This window comes from Ensifer sp. SL37, assembly GCF_026672675.1.
GTDB lineage: Bacteria > Pseudomonadota > Alphaproteobacteria > Rhizobiales > Rhizobiaceae > Ensifer > Ensifer adhaerens.
The window spans coordinates 3,170,572-3,191,345 of record NZ_JAPPRN010000006.1; the positions used below are offsets into that span (position 1 = coordinate 3,170,572).

Sequence of the window (20,774 nt, forward strand, 5' to 3'; positions counted from 1 at the left end):
TCGTCTCCGCAAGGCGGCCGGTTCGTAAGGTGACGAGGAGGGGAAGCAATGATGGACGAGGTTATCCGAAGGCTCGGCGCACTTGGCGTTGAGCTCCCGACGCCGCCGAGGCCGCTCGGCGCCTACCGCGCGGTGATCGAGGCGGGTGAGATGCTTCATGTTTCGATGCAGGGGCCATTGCTGGACGGGCGCTTCGTGCATACGGGGCTGCTCGGGCGCGATGTGACCATCGACGAGGGGCGCAAGGCCGCAGAGTTGGCAGTGCTCAACGCGCTGGCGCAGATCCATGAGCATCTCGGCCGTTTCGAGCGTATTCGCCAGATCGTCCGGCTGGAGGGACATGTCGCCTGCACTGAGGATTTCCTGGAGCACCCGAAGGTCCTCGACGGTGCTTCCGAGCTTCTGGCGGCCGCCTTTGGCGAAAGGGCTGGCCATGTTCGCTCCGTCTGCGGCGTGCGCAACCTGCCGGGCAACGCCTCTGTCGCGGTGACGCTGACGGCCGAACTCTTGCCGCCGGAGTTCTGAGGTAGCACGGCACGTCTTTTAGCGGAAAGGTGGTCGCTATCGCGGGCGTCGGATTGTGTCCGGCGCCCAATTTTCGGCTTGCGCTACGTAATGTTATTTTATAACAAATCTCGCATGACGAAACGCCGCATGTTGATAGATCCCTCCCGCCTGTGTCGTGCGGTTGTCTCATCCGCCGATTCATGCGAGGAAGGCGTTGATGGTGCTGCGTCCGCGACAATGCGGAAGCGGCTGAAAAGGGAACACGGAACGGACGACCCTGATGGGGCCGAGACCGTGGCTGCCCCCGCAACTGTGAGCGGAAAGCGCATTCACACCATGTCACTGGTCGAAGACCGGGAAGACGTGGATGCGCCACGACCCGCGAGCCAGGAGACCTGCCATCGAACCGATCAACCACAACGGACGGGGTGTTCCGATGGAAAAGAACTGGCTTTCATACGACGGTTTTCCGTCCTCTTGCCGTTTCGCCATCTCTTGCCGTCAGTCCGGCGGAGGGCAGGAATGGCTGAGCCGAATTTCCGACAGCACAAGATAACGGTCTGCACCGATTGCCGCTTCACCGGCGGCCCATGCGTGCCCGGTGCCGAGCTGATCAAGCGGCTCAACCTGAGCATCGCAGCGCTCGGCGCACCGCTCGATCGCGACTTCTCGATCGCCGGAACGGTCTGCATGGCGGCCTGCACGCGGCCCTGCACCATCGCCTTCCAGGCAACGGGGAAGGCGACCTATCTCTTCGGCGACGTCTCGCCGGAAGAGGACATCGACGATCTCGTGCGCTTTGCCACAACCTATGCCGAGCGTGGCGATGGCATGACGCGGGCGGCGGAACGGCCGCGCGGGCTGAAAGGCAAGACGCTTGCCCGCATTCCCGCGGCGATGCTCGTCTCCGAAGATCTTGGCGGGCACTTCCAATGAGGTCGCGCAGAGGAACGAACCCATGAGCTGCAACGCGACGGGTGCAGCCCTCACGGTCGAGGGCCTTCGCTGGGGGCCGCGTTCGGGCCTGACGCTGGTCAACGACATCGGCTTTGCGATCGCGGCCGGCAGCCGGCTTGCGATCCTCGGGCCGAATGGCGCCGGCAAAACCTCGCTTCTGCGCTGCCTCTACCGGGCGGTGCAGCCGAATGCCGGCCGTGTTTCGGTCGATGGCGTCGATCTCTGGTCGATCTCGGCCCGCGAGGCGGCAAGGACAATCGCCGTCGTCTTGCAGGAGATGCCCGGCGATTTTCCCTTCAGCGTGCGCGACGTCGTGATGATGGGACGCATTCCGCGGCGGGAGGGCTTGAGCGGCTGGAACGATTTCGACCGCCAGCGGGTGCAGCATGCGCTCGCGCATCTCGATCTTGCCCATCTTGCCGGTCGCCAGTTCTCGACGCTTTCGGGCGGTGAGAAGCAGCGGGTGCTGATCGCCCGCGCGCTGGCACAGGAACCGCGCATCATCATCCTCGACGAGCCGACGAACCATCTCGACATCCGCCACCAGCTCGAAATCCTCGAGCTCTTGCAGACGCTGAAACTGACAATCGTCTCGACGCTGCACGACATCAATCTCGCCGCCGAGTTTGCGACAGATGTCGCGATCTTGACCGCCGGGCGGCTGACGGCCTTCGGCCCGCCCGAAGAGGTGCTCAGCCCCGGCGAGCTTTCGGCCGCCTTCGGCGTCACCGCCACCGTTCACAATGCCGCTGCCGGCGGCGCCCGCTTTTCCTTTTCACTTCCTCGACAGGGATCGATTTCATGAAGATCAATATTGCCCCATTTTCCCTTCTTTTCGTGCTTGCCGCCGCCACGCCGGCGCTGGCCTATCCGGTCACCGTCAAGAGCTGCAACCGCGAGGTGACCTTCGACGCGGCGCCGAAGCGCGCGATCGCCAACGACGTCAACCTGGTGGAGATGATGCTGGCGCTGAGGCTCCAGGACCGCATGGTCGGCTATACCGGCGTCTCCGGCTGGAAGACGCTGGACGAGAAGCTGCGCGAAGGCGTCAAGGAACTGCCGGAGCTTTCGGAGAAATATCCGACCAAGGAAGTGCTGCTCAACGCCGATGCCGATTTCCTCTTTGCCGGCTGGAACTACGGCATGAAGGTCGGCGGCGAGGTCACGCCCGAGACATTGGCGCCCTTCAAGATCGGCGTCTACGAGCTGACCGAATCCTGCATCCACGTGATGGCCAAGCAGAAGCCTGATATGAACGACATGTTCGTCGATCTTCTCAATCTCGGCCGCATCTTCGGCGTCGATGACCTTGCCCCCAAGTTTTATCCAGTTTTGAGTTTGCTCCAGCGGTTTTGGGTTGCTGTATTGGGGGCGGTAGCGGCGGGTTGCGGTGCGGAGCCATTCCGGCTGCGCAGCACCGCATCACGTCGCGGGTTGATTGTCTGAGCGAACTCGGCAGGTGTCATCCAGCCGAGTCCAGAGTGTGGTCGATGATCGTTGTAATCGCTGCGCCAGTTTGAAAGCGCCGATCGAGCATGGGCCAGTGACGAGAAGAGCGTCTCATTCAAGAGCTCGTCGCGCAGCCGCCCATTGAAGCTTTCGATGAAGGCGTTCTGGATCGGCTTGCCCGGCGCGATGTAGTGCCAATCCGCCTTGCTCCGATCCGTCCATTGCAGGATCGCGTTACTGGTGAACTCACTGCCATTGTCGCTGACGATCATCTTCGGCTTGCCTCGTCCCTCGATGATCCGATCCAGCTCACGGGCGACCCGCAGGCCGGAGAGCGACGTGTCGGCGACGAGAGCCAGGCATTCCCTGGTGCAATCGTCGACGACCGTCAGAATCCGGAACCTGCGGCCATCGGTGAGTTGATCCGACACGAAGTCCAGTGACCAGCGATCATTGGCGGCAAGCGGGATCAGCATCGGTGCTCGTGTGCCTATCGCTCGTTTCCGACCGCCGCGCTTGCGCACCGTCAGCTTCTCTTCCCGATAGAGCCGGAAGAGCCGCTTGTGGTTCACAAGGTGACCCTCACGCCTGAGCAGCACATGAAGGCGTCGATATCCAAAGCGGCGGCGTTCATGCGCCAGCGCCTTCATCCGCTCGCGAAGGTCATGGTCATCGCTGCGCCTGGTTTCGTAACGGATCATCATCCGGCAAAAGCCGATGGCTTTACACGCCCGCCGTTCGCTCATCTGGTGGTGATCCATCAGATGAGCGACAGCTTTCCGCCTTGCTGCGGGCGTCACCACTTCTTTCCCAAAAGGTCTTTCAAGGCCGCATTGTCGAGCATCGCATCTGCCAGGAGCCGTTTCAGCTTCGTGTTCTCGTCTTCCAGCGTCTTCAGCCGCTTGGCTTCGGATACGTCCATGCCGCCGAATTTGGCCTTCCATTTATAGATGCTGGCATCGCTGACGCCGTGCTTGCGGCAAAGCTCCGAGACGGGCGTGCCAGCCTCGTGCTCCTTCAAAATGACGATGATCTGTTCGTCTGTGAAACGGTTGCGCTTCATTCCCTGGTCCTCTCAATGGGCCAGAGCTTACTTCAAAATGGATTATTTCAACGGGGCAAGGTCATCGAGGATCGCGCCGAGACGCTGGTTGACGGCTATCGCCGCCAGCTTGCCGAGATCACCAAGGCGAACGCCGGCAAGGCTAACCCGACGCGGGTCTTCGTCTATGATTCCGGCGAAGAGAAGCCGTTTACTTCCGGCCGCTTCGGCATTCCGACGGCGATGATCGAGGCCGCCGGCGGCGCCAACATCATGGACGACGTGGAAAAGAGCTGGGTGGAAATCTCCTGGGAACCGGTGATCGAGCGCAACCCGGAAGTGGTGGTCATCGTCAACTACGGCGAGGTGAAGGCCGAGGACAAGATCGCCTTCATGAAGAACAATGCAGCCTTCAAGAATGTCGATGCCGTCAAGAACGATCGCTTCGTCGTGCTCGATTATGTCGAAGCGACGCCAGGCCCGCGCAACATCGACGCCATTGCCAGGCTTGCCAAGGCCTTTCAGGGCGAGGGCCTGTAAGCGATGCTGGCTGAGGATGCGTCGCCTGGTCCCGTCGCCGTTTCACGCCTAGCGCCGGCACGGGCGCTGAAGGCGGGTGCCGGTCTCATGACGGCGCTTTTGCTGCTGGCCTTGACCGTCACGGCCGGCGTATCGCTCGGCTCGGCGCCGATCCCGGTTGCGACCGTCTGGTCGATCATCGCCAGCAAGATTTCTCCGGGCAGCGTCGAGGCTTTCTGGTCGGCGGGGCGCGAGAGCATCGTCTGGGACGTGCGCCTGCCGCGCGTCATGCTGGCGGGCCTCGTCGGCGCCGGGCTGGGGCTGACTGGCGCCGTGCTGCAGGCGGTCACGCGCAATCCACTTGCCGATCCGCATCTGCTCGGCGTTTCCTCCGGCGGCGCGCTCGGCGCGATCGTGGCGCTGCTGCACACCGGCATGATCCTCGGTCTTGCCACGGTGCCGCTCTTTGCCTTTGCCGGCGCGCTGCTCGCAACCGTGCTCGTCGCCTTCGTCTCCCGCGTGCTCGGGAGCAGCGCCGACCGTCTCGTGCTGGCCGGCGTCGCGGTCGCCTTCGTCTTGACATCCGTCGGCAACCTCATGATTTTCCTTGGGGACCCGAGGGCGAACCATACGGTCATCTTCTGGATGCTCGGCGGTCTTGGCCTGGCGCAATGGTCGCAGCTCGTCTATCCCGGCGTGGTGCTTTTCGCCTCCCTCGGCTGGCTGATGATCCGGGCGCGCGAAATCAATGCGCTCGCCATGGGCGACGAAACCGCGATGACGCTCGGCATTCCCGTGCGCCGCTTCCGGCTGACGCTGTTCGTCGTCACCGCACTTCTGACCGGGGTGATGGTCGCCTTTTCCGGCGCGATCGGTTTCGTCGGGCTGATGGTGCCGCATTTCGTGCGGCTTCTGGCCGGCAGCGACAACGTGCGGGTCATTCCGCTCTCGGCCTTCTTCGGGGCGCTGACGCTCATCCTTGCGGATCTGGCGGCCCGCGTCATCATGGCGCCGGAGGACATGCCGATCGGCGTCGTCACCGGGCTCGTCGGCGGCATCGCCTTCATTGCCATCCTGAAGCGACGCGCGTAAGGCGGGTAGGAACACGTTATGGACAAGGGCCGGTTCCGGCCTATGTGTTAGCGCAGCCGAGGGATCGACGATTGGCCCGCATGTGAGGAGCATATGGCGAACGAAGCTGACATCTGCACGCCGCAGGACGTTCTGAATTTCTGGTTTGGCGAACTCACCTATGACGACTGGTTCGGGACGAGCCACGAACTCGACCAGGCCTGTATCAGCCGCTTCCAGGCGTCGCACCTGGCGCTGGCCCGTGGTGTCGACGAGATCTGGCGCGCGAGCCCGGAAAACCGGCTGGCGGCGATCGTGCTTTTGGACCAGATGCCGCGCAACATGTTTCGCGGCACGCCGCTCGCCTTTGCCACCGATTGCCTGGCACTGCACGAGGCCAAGCTCGCCGTTGGCGCCGGTGCCGACATGGCGATCAAGCCGGAATGGCGCGCCTTCGTCTATCTGCCCTTCGAGCATTCGGAAAACCTTACCGACCAGACCATGTCGGTGAAGCTCTTTACCGAGCTCGGCGATGCCGATTATCTCGACTATGCCATCCGGCACCGCGAGGTGATCGAGCAGTTCGGTCGTTTCCCGCATCGCAACGCCTTCCTGGCGCGGCCCTCGACGGAGGCCGAACTTGCCTATCTGGCGCAGCCCGGCGCCGGTTTTTAACGGGAAAGCGGGCGCTGACGGGGATTTATCGCCGTTCTTTGCATCTTTCCGCCGTCTTTCGTATTCACATCGAAACGTGAAGACGGCCGGAGCGATTCCGGACCACGGTCTCAATCTGCAAGGATCATGAAATTGCGTTCTGTCGGAAAACTGCCCGCCATTCTCGTCTGCCTGCTGGCGCTTGCCGTGGGCGGCCCGGTCATGGCCCAGAAGGCGGCGCAGCCGACAGCGCAACAAACCGCACAGGCAAACGGGCAGGCGGGCCAGAAATCGACACAGCCGGCGCAATCGCCGCAAGGGGCACAATCGTCCCAGACCGCCGCCCAGCCTGCTGCCGGCAAGCCGGCGCAGGAGGCGCAGCCAGCGGAGAACGGGGCGACCCCCGGTGCCACGGAACCTGCGGCGACAACCACACAGCCTGCCCAGAATGCCCAGCCGGCGGCCGATGCCTTGCCGGCGGATGCGACGCCGCCGGCCCAGAGCCAGGCGGCCGAGCAGCTGACCAAGGCCGACGAGGAACTGAAGGGACTGACCGAACGGGTCGAGAAAGCCAAGGACGACGACATCGTGCTTGCCGACCTCAAGGTTCAGGTCGACGCGCTCGCCAAACAGATCATCGGCGTTTCGGTTTCGACCCGCCCGCGCCTCGACGAAATCAAGGCGCGGCTGACCGAACTTGGCGATCCGCCGGCCGAGGGGCAACCGCCCGAAGCCGACATTGTGACGGCCGAGCGCAAGCGGCTGATGGCCGAACGTGGTGCCATCAATGCGCTGACCGGCGAGGCGGAAGGCCTGTCGGTGCAGGCGACGAAGCTGTCCAACGCCATTACCGCGACAAGGCGCGCGCTGTTTTCCAATACGCTCCTGAAGAACACCGAAGTGTCGACCGGAATGTTCGACGACGCGCTGACGGCGACGGCGGACGAGACCCGGGTGCTGTCGCGCAGCGTCGGGAGCTGGCTGAGCTTTGCCTGGAACTACAAGCGCGTGCCGCTCCTGACGGCGCTGTTCCTGTCGCTGCTGGCGGCGCTCGTGTTCCTTTCCGGCAGCCGCAGGCTCTTTCGCCCGCTGATCGAGCATGACATTACCGATGAGGAGCCGAGCTACTTCCGGCGGCTCTCCGTCGCATTCTGGTCGACACTGATCCCGACCATCGCGTCGGCAGCCTTCGCGGTCTCGAGCTTCCTGTTCCTGCGCGGCTTCAACGTGCTGCGTTCCGATATCGCACCGATCATTGCAATCACGCTCGGGGTCGCCGTCGTCGTCTTCTTCGTGACGAGGCTCGCTCAGGCCGTGTTGTCGCCGCGCGATTCGCGCTGGCGGCTCGTCCGGGTTTCCGATCGCGGCGCGCGGATGCTGATGATCGCGATCTTCGCCATGGCGCTGGTCAACGGCCTCGACTACCTCTTCGGCGGCGTCAGCGAGGCGCTCGGTTCGCCTGTCGTCCTGACCGTCGTCAAGAGCTACATTGCCTCCATCGTCATCGGCCTGATCATCATGGCTTCGGCCTGGATCAAGCCGACGCTCAGGAAGGATGAATCCTTCGACGCCCATGGCCGCGCCTGGCCGCGGGTGGTGTCTTTCGCGCTGCTCGCGACCGGCGCCTTGCTCATCATTGCCGCTGTGTCGGGCTATGTCGGTCTTGCCCGCTTCATCGCCACGCAGATCATCATTACGGGCGCGATCCTCGTCACGATGTATATCGGCATCCTCACCGGCCGGGCGGTTGCCAAGCAGGGCGCCTTTGCCGAGACCGCCGCCGGGCGTTATCTCGAGCGGCGCTATAATCTCGAACAGGTGGCGCTCGACCAGATCGGCCTTGCCGCGGGCCTCAGCATCTACGCGCTGGTCGTGATGTTCTTCATCCCGCTGATCCTCTTGCAGTGGGGCTTCCAGGTCGCCGACATCGAGTCCTGGGCCTACCGGATGGTGACCGAGATCAAGATCGGCTCGATCACGATTTCGCTGGTTGGCATCCTCGCCGGCATCCTGTTCTTCGCGCTCGGCTACGCCGTCACCCGTTTCGTGCAGCGCTGGATCGACGGCAACATCATGGCACGCAGCCGGGTCGATGCGGGCGTGCGCAATTCGATCCGCACCGGCATCGGCTATACCGGCGTCGGGCTTGCGGGGCTGATCGGCCTGTCGGCGGCCGGCATCGACCTCTCCAACCTCGCGCTCGTTGCCGGTGCTCTCTCGCTCGGTGTCGGTTTCGGCCTGCAGAACATTGTCTCGAACTTCGTTTCGGGGCTCATCCTGCTCGTCGAGCGCCCGTTCAAGGTGGGGGACTGGATCGTCAGCGGCACGACGGAAGGTTTCGTCAAGCGCATCTCTGTCCGCGCGACCGAGATCGAGACCTTCCAGCACCAGTCGATCATGATGCCGAACTCGCTGCTCATCAACGCCTCGGTCGGCAACTGGACGCACCGCAACAAGCTCGGCCGCTCCGAAATCGCCATCACCGTCACCTATGCCAGCGAGCCGCGCCGGATCATGGAGCTGCTCGCCGAGATCGCGGCCGCCCATCCCATGGTCTTGAAGAACCCGTCGCCGAGCGTTGGCTTCACCGCCTTTGGCGATGACCGCATGACCTTCGAATTGCGCATCTACGTGGCCGACGTCCTGACCGGCGGCGGCGTGCGCAACGACCTGCGTGTCTCGATCTACGAACGCTTCCGCGACGAGGGCATCGGCGCGCCGTTCCCGGTCAAGATCGAGGACGTGCCGGTCGAGGACCAGACCGGCATCGAAAGCCACCACCCGGAAGAGGTCGGCGAGCCGAAGGGCGCCACCTCCGCCGAGGAAAGGGCCGCAGCCAAGTCTGCCGCTTCGGACAAGAAAACTGCCGCTGCGGCGCCGCTCGACGAGGAGCGCGAAGTGGAGGGGGCAAGCAGCCGCCGGAGCGCCAGCCGCCGGGCAAACCCAAACCGCTGATAAACGGACCGTTCAGCCACTATTCAGCCGGCCTGCCATAAAAAGCATGCAATTCTTCTGGTGACCGACTACGCTGGTCATCGGCTGAAGAGGTGGCCGGCGCAGCGTCGCGTAACCGACGGGGCGGCCGGCTCGGCAAGAGGGCGGCGCGTCTGGCGTCGATGGGCGATGAAGAAATTTGTGATTGCTTTGCTTTCCGGTTTGCTGATGGCCGGCGCGCCGATGGCCGGTGCTGCCAGTGCCGCGACTGTCACGAACAAGGACAGCGAGACCGCCGTTCTGATCGTCGTCGAGGGTGAAAGCCGTGTGGAAGTGGCGATCGCATCCGGAGCGACCGAAATGATCTGCCCCAGCGGCTGTTTCGTCACCGCGCCGAGCGGTGACCGCATCGGCCTGCAGGGCGATGAGAACGTCGAGATCGTCAACGGCAACGTCGTCGTCAAGTAACCTTTCATTCCGCGACAGCGGTGCGGCAGGCGCGCCGCTGTCGGGCGGCACTCCATTCGCTCGATAGGTCGGCAGGTGCCGTCGCTGATGGCGCCGGCAGCCCCTTTAGTAGCGGTCGCGGTGCTCTCTTCGCTCGAAGCCTAATCCCAAGGGATGGGCGAGGGCGCCGAAGCTCTCATTCGTTCGGGCGGGCAAGCCCGCGTCGGGCCTGCCGGACACTCTCCTTGCATTGACAGGCTGCATTGCCGGTAGCACGCTTGGGCGTTGGGGTGACGCGCGTGGTCGCGATCATCCGCGCATTGCCGGGGGGAGCCATGCCATTCCTTCGCATCGCCTTGTCCGTTCTGCTGGTGCTTTTCGCATCGGAGGCGCTGGCCGAAAAGCGGGTGGCGCTGGTCATCGGCAATTCCGCCTATCAGCATGTGGCCACCTTGCCCAATCCCGGCAATGACGCGCACGACATGGCGGCAAAGCTCGAAGGGCTGGGCTTCGAGGTGGTGACGGGCGCTGATCTCGACCTTTCGGGTGTGCGCCGTGCGGTGCGGGACTTCGTCGGCCGGCTCGACGGCGCCGACCTCGCGTTGTTCTTCTATGCCGGCCACGGCCTGCAGGTGAACGGCGAAAACTATCTCGCCCCCGTCGATGCCACGCTCGCTTCCTCTGTCGATCTCGAATTCGAGGCGGTGCCGATGAACCTGATCCTGTCGGCGATGGAGCGCAGTACGCGGGTCAATATCATCCTGCTCGACGCCTGCCGCGACAATCCGCTAGCGGTCAATCTCGCCCGCTCGATGGGCACGCGCTCCGCCTCGGTCGGCCGCGGTCTGGCCAAGGTCGGCACCGGCATCGGCACGCTGATCGCTTTCTCCACCCAGCCCGGCAATGTTGCCCTCGACGGATCGGGGCGCAATTCGCCGTTCACATCGGCGCTCTTGAAACATCTCGGCCAGCCGGGGCGCGACATCACCCGCGAACTGATCGACGTGCGCCGCGACGTGCTGGCGGCAACCGGCGGCAAGCAGGTGCCCTGGGACAATTCCTCGCTGACCGGCGAAGTGGTGCTGAAGCCCGCCGTTGACGGCAAGCCGGCGCCGGCCGAGGCGCCTGCGACGGGTCAGGCCGCCGAGCTTGCCTATTGGGAAACGATCAAGGATGCGACCGACCGCGACCTCTTCGACGCCTATCTGCAGCAATATCCCGACGGTGCGTTCGCATCGCTCGCCAAGGCAAAGATCAAGATCATCGAGCGGGCTTCAGTGCCTACATCCGAAGGCGTGCCCGGCGGATCGGGTGGCCAGGCCGTGGCGGCCATCGATCCGGCGCTGGCCGCGCCCAATGCCGACGACACGACATTGGCCCGTTCCGTACAGGTTGAGCTCAACCGGCTGGGCTGTCGCGCCGGCAGCGAGGATGGCGTCTGGGGTGCCGGCAGCCGCAAGGCGCTCGAAGCCTTCGGCAAGTTCGCAAAGGTCGACCTTGCGACGCTCGAACCCTCCAGCGACGTGCTCGGTCGCCTGAAATCGGAGAAGGTGCGGATCTGCCCGCTTGCTTGCGGCCGTAACGAAGAGGCGAAGGATGGGCGCTGCGTCACGATCCGGCGCGAGGCGAAGCTGCCGCAACCAGGCGAGACGCAAGGCACGATCAAGGCACCGCAGAAAAACACCGGCACCCGTGCGATCAGCCCACCGGCCGAACTGCAGAAAAAGAGCTTTGCCAATTGCCCCGCAAATGCCGATGTCGCGTTCCGGCAGATGTTTGCCCGCGGCTCGGGCCGGGGCCGCATGACGATTTCCGCCACCCATTCCTGCGGCCGGGCCTTTGCCTGTCATCGCACCGCAAGGGGCCAGCCGTGGGATTGCGGCTGGCGGTAAAGCGGACAGCGCATGCTGGCGCCATCGAACGGGGTTGGCGTGAAGGGCGGCGGCGTTTCTCAACCCTCGCGCGTCATTTCAGGGCTTGATTTCGCTGCCGCATGCGCAAGGATCGCCGCGATGGTCAAGGCCGGTTCCGGCAAGGGAGGACACCCCATGAAGCTCCAGCTTATCCGCAATGCGACACTCAAGCTCGACTATGCCGGTCACACGGTGCTGATCGATCCCTTTCTAGGGCCGAAGGACAGCTTGCCGTCCTTTGCGGGGCGGGCGCCCAATCCGCTGGTCGGGCTGCCGTTCGACACCGATACCATTCTTGCCGGGGTCGAACTCGTCATTATCTCGCATCTGCACGAGGACCACTTCGACGACACCGCCAAGCATCGCTTGCCGAAGGGGCTGCCGATCTTCTGCCAGCCGGGCGACGAGGAGGCGATCCGTGGCGCTGGTTTTCGCGACGTCACGCCCCTTCTCGGCAAGGCGCAGTGGCAGGGCCTGAAGCTCACCCGACGTGACGGCAGCCACGGCCTTGGTCCTGTCGTTCAGGACATGGGGCCGGTCATGGGTTTCAGCCTTGAGGCCAAGGGCGAGCCGACGGTTTACTGGGCCGGCGACACGGTGCTCTATCCGGCCATCGAAAAGACCATCCACGATACGAAGCCGGATGTGATCGTCACCCATTCCTGCGGCGCACGCTGGGACGGCGCCCTGATCGTGATGGATGCGGCGCAGACGATCGCGGTCTGCGAGGCCTCCAAGACGAGCATCGTGGTTGCAACGCACATGGAGGCGCTCGACCATGCGACGGTCAGCCGAGGTGATCTCCGCGCCGCTGCCAGCGCCCACGGCATCGCCTTGCCCAGGTTGCTCATTCCGGATGATGGCGACGTGTTGACCCTGATACCGCCCGTGGTCTAGGCGGCCGACAGGTCGAAGTAGGCAAGCTGTTGTGCGGCACGGTTGCCGGGGGCGCCTTCTTGACCGGCTGCGGTCTTGATCCGCTCTCGCTTGCCACGGGTATCTGTGAATATTCGAAAATTCGCGCATATTAAACACAACGAAATCCTCCGCCGCAGGAGCGGTCACCGTTGTGGATCGAAAGCTCGCAGCCATCCTTGCGGCCGATGTCGCCGGCTTCAGTCGCCTCGCAGCGCTCGACGAAGAGAACACGCTTCGCGCGCTCGACCTTTGCCGGGGGCGGATTGCCGAATTGGTGGATGACCATGGCGGCCGCATCTTCGGCAGTGCCGGCGATGGTCTCGTCGCCGAGTTTCCAAGCGCTGTTCAGGCCGTCCGCTGCGCGGTGGAAATCCAGCGCGGTCTTCTCGATGCGCAGGAACTGCCCCCCGAACGCCGCCTGCAGTTTCGCATTGGTGTCAATCTCGGCGACATCGTCGTGTCGGGAGACGATCTGCTTGGCGACGGAGTCAATATCGCCGCGCGCCTGCAGGAGATCGCCGTCCCGTCGGGCATCTGTATTTCCGGGGCGGTGCGCGAACATCTCGACGGCAAGGTGCCCTTCGCGCTGACTAGCCTCGGCGAACGGACCTTGAAGAACATCCCCCGGCCCATTCTGGTTTTCCGGGTCGACTGGCAAGACGAGATCGCCGTCGGAGGTGGCGTCCTCAACGGGGCGCCGCTGGCCGGTCGCAGCAAGGACCAGCCGTCGCTCGTCGTCATGCCCTTCGACAATCTGAGCGGTCCAGGCGACGAGTACTTCGTCGACGGTGTCGTCGAGGAGATCACTGCGGCGCTCTCGCGCGTCCGGGATTTCTTCGTCATCGCGCGCCAGTCCGCCTTCACCTACAAGGGGCGCTTCGTCGACGTGCGTGACGTCGGCAGGGAGCTCCGTGTCACCTATGTGGTTGAAGGCACCGTGCGCCGCGGTGGCGACCGGCTGCGCATTTCCGTGCAACTGGTCGACGCCGAGACGCGGACCCAATCCTGGTCGGATCGCTACGAGGGCGCAATCGAGGATATTTTCGAGTTCCAGGATCGGATCGCCGCGCAGGTGGCAGGCGCCATTCATCCGGCCATCCGCGATGCCGAGATCGAGCTTGCCAAGCGCAAGCCGCCGGCCAGTCTGCGCGCCTATGATTTCGTCATGCGCGCCTTCCCCAATCTCTGGGGGCGCCGCAGGGATAGCAACAACCAGGCGATCGAACTGCTTCGGCAGGCGATCCTGGTCGATCCCGGCTACGGCCGCGCGCATGCGCTTCTGGCGTGGTGCCATGCCTCGAGCGCCTCCTACCTATGGACCGACCGGCCGGAGCAGGAACTGGATCATGCGCGTTCCGCGATCGAAGGTGCAGGCTCGATCAGCGACGATCCGACCGCTTTGACTGCGGCTGGCGCGGCAATGAGCATCTGCGGCGATCAGGATCGCGCCGCCACCTTTATCGAAAAGGCGCTGGCGCTTGATCCGAACAATGCCTGGGCATGGGCTCGGCTCGGCTGGATCGCGATCTTCACGGACGATCCCGCACGCGCAACGGAGCGGTTCCGGCGTGGGATGACGCTGAGCCCGAGAGACCCGCTCGCATTCAACATGAAACTGGGGATGGCTTTTTCCATGGCCATGCAAGGGGCTCTCTCCGAAGCCATCGCGATCGCCCAGGACGTCGTCAACAACTATCCTGACGTGACCTGGTCCTATCGCCACCTCGCGGCCTGGTCGGCGATGACCGGGGACATGGAGACCGCCCGATGGGCGGCGCAGAAGCTGCTGGCAGCAGAGCCGGGGTTCACGATCGAGCGGTATCGGGCACTGCCCTGGTTTCAGAGGATACCGCAGTGGCAGCATCAGATGGCCGAGGCGCTACGGCAAGCCGGCTTGCCCGAACGTTGATCGCCGCTCGAGGGATATGGGCGTTCCGTTCCCGGCCAGCCTCACGGGATCGAGAAAATGCTGATCTCGTTCGTGATGCCTCTGAGCGCGACATTGTGCGATTGCGGGTTGAGGCCGCGATCGCTGAGCAGGCTCGAGGCGCGCGGATCGTCGAGCACCGAACCGGTCGCAAAGATTTCGCGCGAGCTGGCGAGGTGCTGGACCCGAGAGGCGATGTTGACCGTCTGGCCGAAATAGTCCTGCCGCTCGTTGAGGCTGACGGCGATGCACGGTCCCTCGTGGATGCCGATCTTCAGCAGCAGGTCTTCCGAGCCGCGGTCCTCGTTCAGCTGTCGCATGGCATCGCGCATGCGCATGGCGGCCGCAACCGCCCGGTCCGGCGTCGGGAAGGTGGCCATGACGGCGTCGCCGATCGTCTTGACGACCGCGCCGGCTTCCGCCGCGACGATCTCGTTGACGACACTAAAATGGGTCTTCACCAGATCGAAGGCGGCGAGGTCGCCGACCCGCTCGTAAAGCTCGGTCGAGCCGCGCAGGTCGGAGAAGAGAAAGGTGAGGCTGGTGATCTTCAGCCGCTGGTCTACGTCGATCGTGTCGGTGCGGTAGATGTCGCGGAAGGTCTGGTTGGAGAGCAGCCGCTTGGCGGTCAGGAACGGCCGGCGGCGGCCGAGGATATCGTGCAGCGCGTCGTTGGCGATGCAGACGGAGGGCAGGGTGCGGACATCCGTGTGGTTTTCCACCTGAATGCGCAAGGGACCGGGTTGCATGGTCAGCGCTTCGTCGTGGCGATGGCCGCGGTCGAAGACGAGCGACAGCGTGCGCCGCTCCTTGGTCGGCTCGCCCTTAACGTCGATGAACTGCGCGGCATGGGTCACCGGCTCGAAGATGATGATGAATTCCGCCGGCATCTGCAGCGAGATCACCGCCTTTTCGCCGGGCGGCAATTCCAGCGCCTCGATCATGAAATCGTCGACCTGGGCCTCGTAGCCCTCCTCGGGCAACTCGATGCCGGAGCCCCAGTAGATCTGCCGGAAATATTCGAGCGGCGTCAGTTCGTGCGGGCTGTGGGCCTCGATATGGCGTATGCGCGGGTTCACGGTGAAGGTCACTTCCACCATCTCGTCCAGCGTCGGCTCATAGCCGGCGGCGCAGAGCGAGCAGGTATAGGTGTCGCTCTGCACGGTTTTCAGCGAGGTGTTGGCATCGAGCACGCCGCCGCAGCCGGGGCAAAGCACATTCCAGGAAAGCTCGAAAAGGCCGAGGCGGGAAGCATGCAGGAAGGCGGCGATCGCCTTCTCCTCGTCGAGCCCGTGCTCGGCGGCAAAGGCGAGTGCGTTGATGCGGCCGAGTTTGCGGTCCGGCGCTTCCCGGACAAATCGCTCCAATACGCCGGCGATTTCAGGCTGCACGGTCTGGCGCAGCATATCGAACAGAGGCTGGGCTTCACTCATGCCGGCATCCTACACCGAAAACGGGCGCCGGGGCAGACGGTTTATCGGTGAGGATTGGTCGAGGGGAAAGCGGCCGACCGCCTTCCCGTCATTCGCTACGCTCCACCTCGCCAGCACTCCTCAGGCTACCTTGCGGTCGCGACCGAAGGGATCGCCAAGCACGGACTCCGTGTGCAGACAGGCCTGCCAACCGCTGTTCTCGCGTATCCAAGTGGTGGCGTCGGCGGCTTTCAGTGTCAAAGGCTGCCCGTCCACATCCATCTCTTCCGTCACCGTATAGGCGATGACGGCGACGTCCTCGCGCGGAAAGACCACGCTGACGTCGTCGAGGCGGAACGACTTGAGCTTCCAGGAACGCTCGACCTGTTCTGCCATTCTGCGATAGTCGTCCGGCGTGAGCACCGCTGCGCCTTGCGCGCCGACGACAATCGAGCGTTCGGGCAGCATGGCCACGGATGCCTCGGTGTCCTTCTCCAGAATGGTTCGCCAGAATTCCTGTTCGAGGTCGATAATCTCCTGTTCGTCGGCATGTGCCATGGTTCGTACCTCCGTTTGGCATACCGGCAGAAGGCGTCAAACCGCGAAAGGTTCCGCCAAGACAGTCGGGTTCAGGCGATCTCAGAGCGCATCTTGATGCCGGCAACAAGCGTGGGAACCGAACAACCGACCACGTCGTTTCCCTGGTCTGGCATCACGGTTGGGACAGGGGGTAGGAACATGACGGCGCTATCGGGAAAATGCCTTTGCGGTCGGGTCGCGCTCTCGGTGCGCGGCGAACCGATCCGGGTCGGCATCTGCCATTGCATGGACTGCCGCAAGGAGAGCGGATCCGCCTTCACCTTCTATGGCATCTGGCCCGCGGAACAGTTTGAATATTCGGGCGAAATTTCGGATTTCCAGGGCCGGTGCTTCTGTTCGCATTGCGGCTCGCGTGTCTTTTCGGTCGACGCGCGCGAGGCGGAGGTCAAGCTCGGCATCCTGTCCCAGGCGCCGACGCCGCTGAAGCCGAGCTACGAACTCTGGGTCAAGCGCCGGGAGCCTTGGCTGCGGCCAGTGGAGGGTGCCGCGCAGTACCAGGAAGATCGCGAACGCACAGGCGACGAGGAGCGGTCCGACACCCGCTACTAGGCCTGTTTCGCTACAAATTCGAATCCCCTTAAATGAGCATCGATTCATGCAGTGAATTGTGCTTTAGATCAAAGCGTTGCCGCCCCCGTCCGGCCGAGGCGTCGTCGGCGAGCGGACGCTGGGGGAGTGAATGTCGGCACGGCCTTCCTTACGAATTTCCACGCCGCTCAACGGACTGCTGGCAGCGCTCGGCCTTGCCGCCGTCGCGGCGCTGACCACGCGCAATATCGGCGCGACGGCGCGGCTCTCGCTGGAGCTGGTGCTTGGCGGCCTCTGGCTTTTCTATGTGCTGCAGCTGGCCGATACGCTCGCCGCCTGGCCCACGGCGGATCGTCGCGCGCTGATGCCGCATCTCGTCATCGATATGGTGGCCGTCGTCGTTCCGCTGGCCGCCTTCCTGTTCGCCGATCCGCGCGACCAGAGCCTTTATTGCGGAGTCTGGCTCTTGAAGCCCTTGCGCCATTCCACCTTCTTCCGGCTGCTCGGCCGGGTGGTGGCGCGCGCCGCGCCCAATCTCGTCGGCGTCACCTCGCTCTTCGGCATCGTGCTCTTCGGCGCATCGCTGGTCGCCTATCTGATCGAGCGCGACATCCAGCCGGACAAGTTTGGCAGCATTCCGCAGGCCATGTGGTGGGCGGTGGTGACGCTGTCGACCACCGGCTATGGCGACGAGATCCCGCAGACGCTGGCCGGCCGGGTGCTTGCCGGTCTGGTGATGATGAGCGGTATCGGCATCTTTGCGCTCTGGGCGGGCATTCTCGCCACCGGGTTTTTCGAAGAAGTGCGCCGCCAGGATTTCGTGCGCAACTGGCAGCTGGTCGCGGCGGTGCCGCTGTTCGAAAAGCTCGGCTCGGCCGCCTTCGTCGAGATCGTCAGAGCATTGCGGCCGCGGGCGGTGCCGGCAGGTAGCATCATCTGCCGCAAGGGCGAGCCGGGCGACCAGATGTACTTCATCGTCGAGGGGCGCGTGACGATTGCAACGCCGTCACCGACGCCGGTCGAGCTCGGCCCCGGCAGTTTCTTCGGCGAGATGGCGCTGATATCGGGTGAGCCGCGCTCTGCGACCGTCACGGCTGCCACAGAAGTCTCTTTGCTGTCGCTCTATTCGGAGGATTTCCAGATGCTGTCGAGCAGCAATCCGGAGATCGCCGAGGTCATCCGCCGGACCGCCGAGACGCGGCGTGGCCGAGCCCCGGAGGCATGAGAAAAGCCGGCGTCACGGCGGCCGGACGTCTCAAGCCGGCACGCCGGTCTCGTTAATTCGCCGGCCGCTTATTAACACCGAAGAAAGCCTTTCTCCTCTAGCATGGCGCCTGCAAGTTACAGCGACTAGGCGGGCATGAAGAACGCGCGGAGCTGTAGGGGGACACTCTTTCACATAGGCGTTCAATGTCATTTTTTGGCGTTTCCGGAATGTATTATTCCGGCGAATCCCTTGCCGAGCACCGCATCGTGCTTGCCGAGGACTCCAACCTCTTTTCCTCGATGGTCTCGAAGCGGCTGAAAGAGCTGTTCGACATCGATGTCATCGTCTGCCGTGACTATGACGATCTGCAGTTCGCCGTCGAAAACGCGACATTCCCGGCCTCGCTCGCCATCTCCAACATCAACCTGCCGGGGGCGGAAAACGGCGAGGCGCTCAACTACCTGATCGAAATGAGCGTGCCGACGGTCGTCTTCACCGGCTCGTTCCAGGAATCGACGCGCGAGAAGATCCTGGCCAAGGAGATCGTCGACTACGTCATCAAGGACAGCGTCTTTGCCGTCGACATGCTGGCAGAATCGGTCTGCCGGTTCCTCACCAACCACAAGCACCATGTGCTGATCGTCGACGACAGTCCGACCGCACGCGCGCTGCTGACGACGCAGCTCAAGCGCTACAACTTCCGCACCAGCTCGGCCGAAAACGGCGCGATGGCGCTGGAGCTCCTCAAGAACAATCCGGACATCGGCCTCGTCATCACCGACTACAACATGCCTGATATCGACGGCTTCGAGCTGACGCGGCGCATTCGCAGTTCCTACGGGCCGCACCAGCTGCGCATCATCGGTGTTTCGTCGTCGACCAACCGCCTTCTGTCGGCGCGCTTCCTCAAGGCCGGCGGCAACGACTTCGTCGTTCGTCCCTTCGTCAACGAGGAATTCTACTGCCGCGTCAACCAGAACCTGGATACGCTGACCAAGATCCGCACACTCAGTGAAAAAGTTAGGGTTCCTGCTTAACCATCAAAGCAGGATGGGTAAAAACCCCTAAGAAGTATTGGGTGGGTGCACCAAAAACGCCGCGCACAGGTTGCCGTATTAACGAAATTGCAATCCGAACGGTCTTCAATCCGCCGCAGCAGGAGCGGGGAACCCGGTCACACGGATCACGCCGGCCGAAAGGCCAGGCGCGGCAAGTGGCCGGGTTGAAGATTTCGGGAGCCAGCGTCACCCCTTGAGGGAAGCACGCCTGTGGCTCGAGAGGGGTTGCAGGGACGTGAGATTGCGCCGCACGCCAGGCCGGGTGAATTCTGTGCAGAAGCACAGTGACAAGCGCATGCTGCTTGTCGAAGATTCCCGGATGTTTGCGACGGCGCTGAAGTACGGGCTTGAGTCCGTCCACGGCATTCGCGTTACCCATTGCAACTCGCTGGCGGCGCTGAAGGAAGCGCTGGAGCAGGCGCCGGAGAGCTTCTCGCTCGCCGTTCTCGATCTCAACCTGCCGGATGCGCCCAATTGCGAGGCGCTCGAATTCATCCTCGACAACCAGGTGCCGGCCGTCGTCTTCACCGCGGCCTTCAACGACCATACGCGCGAGGAAATCCTCAGGCGCGGCGCGCTCGATTGTGTCATCAAGCACCAGCCGGAATCGATCAATCTCTTGATTGGCGCCGTTGATCGGGCGCTGACCAACGGCAAGACGACGGTGCTGCTTGCTGATTCCGATGCCGCCTCGCGCAGCGAACTGGCCGGCATCTTGAGGCGCAAGCGGATTTCCGTCTGCGAGGTCGCATCTGCCGCCGATGCGCTGCAGGTGCTTGATAGCGGCGAGGCCGTCGATCTCGTCGTCACCGACCTTGATCTCTCCGACATGTCCGGCGCAGCGTTGCTTGCCGAGGTGGAACGGCGGCGGGGCGACGGCGCGGTGCCGGTCATCGGTCTCTCTGACAGCGGCGACCGGCGTGCCGGCGCCCGTTTCCTCGAAGCGGGCGGTACGGATTTCATTCAGAAGCCCTTCCTCGAAGCGGAGTTCAATGGGCGCATTGCGCAGGCGGCCGGCGTACAGAAGCGGCTGCAGACGCTGCAGCGGCAGGCGGCCAGCGACTACCTCACCGACCTCTACAACCGCCGACACTTCTTCGTGGCGGGGCCGCGGCTGGTCGAGCAGTGCCTCAGGCGCGGCGAGCCGACGGCGATCGCCGTGCTTGATATCGATCATTTCAAGCGCCTCAACGACACCTATGGCCACGAGATCGGCGACATCGTGCTGAAGCATGTGGCCAAGCGCCTCTCCGTGCTCGTTGGCGAGGACCATCTGCTCGCCCGCCTCGGCGGCGAGGAGTTCGGCATCCTCTTCAACGGCTGCGACGTGCGGCGCGCCTTCGCCTTTTGCGACGCGCTGCGCCTGGAACTCGCAAAATCCCGCATCGTCGCCGACGACGAGGAGCTGACGATTACCGTCTCGATCGGGCTTGCCACGATCGAGACCTCGGAGGCCTTCGAGAACTACCTGCATGCCGCCGACCAGTTTCTCTACATGGCCAAGCATGCCGGCCGGAACCGGGTGATTTCCGAGTTGGCGCTGCTCGACGCGCTGGCCTCGTAAACTGCCGGGCCAGACCGGCAGGCCCACCCTCGGAAATAATGATCCGTCACCTGTCGGCTTGGAACGA

General features: G+C 63.8%; 18 protein-coding genes, 1 pseudogene and 1 riboswitch. Of the genes and pseudogenes, 16 read left to right on the forward strand and 3 right to left on the reverse strand.

Annotation, left to right across the window (positions count from 1 at the left end; translation table 11 throughout):
* Positions 1-48 precede the first annotated feature (48 nt).
* The 4 genes and pseudogenes from OVA00_RS27610 to OVA00_RS27625 form a co-directional block, all read left to right on the forward strand.
* The gene (locus OVA00_RS27610) at positions 49-525 is read left to right on the forward strand and encodes a RidA family protein (RefSeq protein WP_268089999.1); all 477 of its coding nucleotides are present in this window, start codon (positions 49-51) and stop codon (positions 523-525) included.
* A gap of 183 nt (positions 526-708) precedes the next feature.
* Positions 709-924: riboswitch (cobalamin riboswitch) on the forward strand.
* 105 nt (positions 925-1,029) lie between these two features.
* Complete coding sequence (locus OVA00_RS27615; RefSeq protein ID WP_034788085.1) at positions 1,030-1,443, forward strand: DUF1636 family protein; 414 nt, start codon at positions 1,030-1,032, stop codon at positions 1,441-1,443.
* Between the two features lie 22 nt (positions 1,444-1,465).
* On the forward strand, positions 1,466-2,269 hold the full coding sequence (locus tag OVA00_RS27620) for an ABC transporter ATP-binding protein (RefSeq protein WP_268090000.1): 804 nt from the start codon (positions 1,466-1,468) through the stop codon (positions 2,267-2,269).
* A pseudogene (locus OVA00_RS27625) lies at positions 2,266-2,778 on the forward strand (ABC transporter substrate-binding protein); the annotation flags it as partial. The gene OVA00_RS27620 and the pseudogene OVA00_RS27625, both read left to right, overlap by 4 nt.
* 8 nt (positions 2,779-2,786) lie before the next feature.
* Here the strand turns inward: OVA00_RS27625 and OVA00_RS27630 are convergent.
* Positions 2,787-3,976 (reverse strand): IS3 family transposase gene (locus OVA00_RS27630; protein ID WP_112977085.1). Its coding sequence is split into 2 segments (ribosomal slippage): positions 2,787-3,727 and positions 3,727-3,976, totalling 1,191 coding nucleotides; the frame shifts between segments, so codons are not numbered across the junction.
* A gap of 15 nt (positions 3,977-3,991) precedes the next feature.
* Between OVA00_RS27630 and OVA00_RS27635 the strand changes: the two genes are divergently transcribed.
* The 8 genes from OVA00_RS27635 (at position 3,992) to OVA00_RS27670 (ending at position 14,320) form a co-directional block, all read left to right on the forward strand.
* The gene (locus OVA00_RS27635; protein WP_442780562.1) at positions 3,992-4,495 is read left to right on the forward strand and encodes an ABC transporter substrate-binding protein; all 504 of its coding nucleotides are present in this window, start codon (positions 3,992-3,994) and stop codon (positions 4,493-4,495) included.
* Positions 4,496-4,582: 87 nt separating this feature from the next.
* A complete protein-coding gene (locus OVA00_RS27640; protein ID WP_268090380.1) occupies positions 4,583-5,566 on the forward strand; it encodes a FecCD family ABC transporter permease in 984 nt (327 codons plus the stop codon).
* 93 nt (positions 5,567-5,659) lie between these two features.
* On the forward strand, positions 5,660-6,220 hold the full coding sequence (locus tag OVA00_RS27645) for a DUF924 family protein (RefSeq protein ID WP_060601111.1): 561 nt from the start codon (positions 5,660-5,662) through the stop codon (positions 6,218-6,220).
* 126 nt (positions 6,221-6,346) lie between these two features.
* Positions 6,347-9,154 carry a mechanosensitive ion channel family protein gene (locus tag OVA00_RS27650; RefSeq protein ID WP_176960255.1) on the forward strand — a complete coding sequence of 936 codons (2,808 nt, stop codon included), beginning with the start codon at positions 6,347-6,349 and terminating at the stop codon, positions 9,152-9,154.
* Between the two features lie 168 nt (positions 9,155-9,322).
* Positions 9,323-9,601 (forward strand): hypothetical protein, encoded by a 279-nt coding sequence (locus OVA00_RS27655; RefSeq protein ID WP_034788099.1) that lies wholly within the window; start codon positions 9,323-9,325, stop codon positions 9,599-9,601.
* Between the two features lie 314 nt (positions 9,602-9,915).
* Positions 9,916-11,472 (forward strand): caspase family protein, encoded by a 1,557-nt coding sequence (locus OVA00_RS27660; protein ID WP_060601107.1) that lies wholly within the window; start codon positions 9,916-9,918, stop codon positions 11,470-11,472.
* A gap of 12 nt (positions 11,473-11,484) precedes the next feature.
* Positions 11,485-12,390 carry an MBL fold metallo-hydrolase gene (locus tag OVA00_RS27665; RefSeq protein ID WP_326494145.1) on the forward strand — a complete coding sequence of 302 codons (906 nt, stop codon included), beginning with the start codon at positions 11,485-11,487 and terminating at the stop codon, positions 12,388-12,390.
* 172 nt (positions 12,391-12,562) lie between these two features.
* Positions 12,563-14,320 carry an adenylate/guanylate cyclase domain-containing protein gene (locus tag OVA00_RS27670; protein ID WP_134886587.1) on the forward strand — a complete coding sequence of 586 codons (1,758 nt, stop codon included), beginning with the start codon at positions 12,563-12,565 and terminating at the stop codon, positions 14,318-14,320.
* Between the two features lie 41 nt (positions 14,321-14,361).
* Here the strand turns inward: OVA00_RS27670 and OVA00_RS27675 are convergent, their stop codons facing one another.
* Positions 14,362-15,771, reverse strand: a complete 1,410-nt coding sequence (locus OVA00_RS27675; RefSeq protein WP_034788105.1) for an adenylate/guanylate cyclase domain-containing protein — start codon at positions 15,769-15,771, stop codon at positions 14,362-14,364.
* 120 nt (positions 15,772-15,891) lie between these two features.
* A complete protein-coding gene (locus tag OVA00_RS27680; protein WP_134886586.1) occupies positions 15,892-16,308 on the reverse strand; it encodes a nuclear transport factor 2 family protein in 417 nt (138 codons plus the stop codon).
* A 180-nt stretch (positions 16,309-16,488) separates the two neighbouring features.
* Between OVA00_RS27680 and OVA00_RS27685 the strand changes: the two genes are divergently transcribed.
* The 4 genes from OVA00_RS27685 to OVA00_RS27700 all read left to right on the forward strand — a co-directional run bounded on the left by OVA00_RS27685 (position 16,489) and on the right by OVA00_RS27700 (position 20,707).
* Entirely contained in the window at positions 16,489-16,899 is a 411-nt protein-coding gene (locus OVA00_RS27685; protein ID WP_090294046.1) for a GFA family protein, read from the forward strand.
* A 130-nt stretch (positions 16,900-17,029) separates the two neighbouring features.
* Entirely contained in the window at positions 17,030-18,103 is a 1,074-nt protein-coding gene (locus tag OVA00_RS27690; RefSeq protein ID WP_034788119.1) for a cyclic nucleotide-gated ion channel, read from the forward strand.
* Positions 18,104-18,288: 185 nt separating this feature from the next.
* Positions 18,289-19,122, forward strand: coding sequence for a response regulator (locus tag OVA00_RS27695; RefSeq protein WP_034788121.1), 834 nt, complete (start codon positions 18,289-18,291; stop codon positions 19,120-19,122).
* A gap of 292 nt (positions 19,123-19,414) precedes the next feature.
* Positions 19,415-20,707 (forward strand): GGDEF domain-containing protein, encoded by a 1,293-nt coding sequence (locus OVA00_RS27700; RefSeq protein ID WP_226020692.1) that lies wholly within the window; start codon positions 19,415-19,417, stop codon positions 20,705-20,707.
* The last annotated feature ends 67 nt before the right edge of the window (positions 20,708-20,774 follow it).

Excerpts from the sequence above, each read along its gene's own strand:
- OVA00_RS27610 (WP_268089999.1), top strand. The coding sequence starts at position 49 with ATGATGGACGAGGTTATCCGAAGGCTCGGCGCACTTGGCGTTGAGCTC.
- OVA00_RS27615 (WP_034788085.1), top strand. The coding sequence starts at position 1,030 with ATGGCTGAGCCGAATTTCCGACAGCACAAGATAACGGTCTGCACCGAT.
- OVA00_RS27620 (WP_268090000.1), top strand. The coding sequence starts at position 1,466 with ATGAGCTGCAACGCGACGGGTGCAGCCCTCACGGTCGAGGGCCTTCGC.
- OVA00_RS27635 (WP_442780562.1), top strand. The coding sequence starts at position 3,992 with ATGGGCCAGAGCTTACTTCAAAATGGATTATTTCAACGGGGCAAGGTC.
- OVA00_RS27640 (WP_268090380.1), top strand. The coding sequence starts at position 4,583 with ATGACGGCGCTTTTGCTGCTGGCCTTGACCGTCACGGCCGGCGTATCG.
- OVA00_RS27645 (WP_060601111.1), top strand. The coding sequence starts at position 5,660 with ATGGCGAACGAAGCTGACATCTGCACGCCGCAGGACGTTCTGAATTTC.
- OVA00_RS27650 (WP_176960255.1), top strand. The coding sequence starts at position 6,347 with ATGAAATTGCGTTCTGTCGGAAAACTGCCCGCCATTCTCGTCTGCCTG.
- OVA00_RS27655 (WP_034788099.1), top strand. The coding sequence starts at position 9,323 with ATGAAGAAATTTGTGATTGCTTTGCTTTCCGGTTTGCTGATGGCCGGC.
- OVA00_RS27660 (WP_060601107.1), top strand. The coding sequence starts at position 9,916 with ATGCCATTCCTTCGCATCGCCTTGTCCGTTCTGCTGGTGCTTTTCGCA.
- OVA00_RS27665 (WP_326494145.1), top strand. The coding sequence starts at position 11,485 with ATGCTGGCGCCATCGAACGGGGTTGGCGTGAAGGGCGGCGGCGTTTCT.
- OVA00_RS27675 (WP_034788105.1), bottom strand. The coding sequence starts at position 15,771 with ATGAGTGAAGCCCAGCCTCTGTTCGATATGCTGCGCCAGACCGTGCAG.
- OVA00_RS27680 (WP_134886586.1), bottom strand. The coding sequence starts at position 16,308 with ATGGCACATGCCGACGAACAGGAGATTATCGACCTCGAACAGGAATTC.
- OVA00_RS27685 (WP_090294046.1), top strand. The coding sequence starts at position 16,489 with ATGACGGCGCTATCGGGAAAATGCCTTTGCGGTCGGGTCGCGCTCTCG.
- OVA00_RS27690 (WP_034788119.1), top strand. The coding sequence starts at position 17,030 with ATGTCGGCACGGCCTTCCTTACGAATTTCCACGCCGCTCAACGGACTG.
- OVA00_RS27695 (WP_034788121.1), top strand. The coding sequence starts at position 18,289 with ATGTCATTTTTTGGCGTTTCCGGAATGTATTATTCCGGCGAATCCCTT.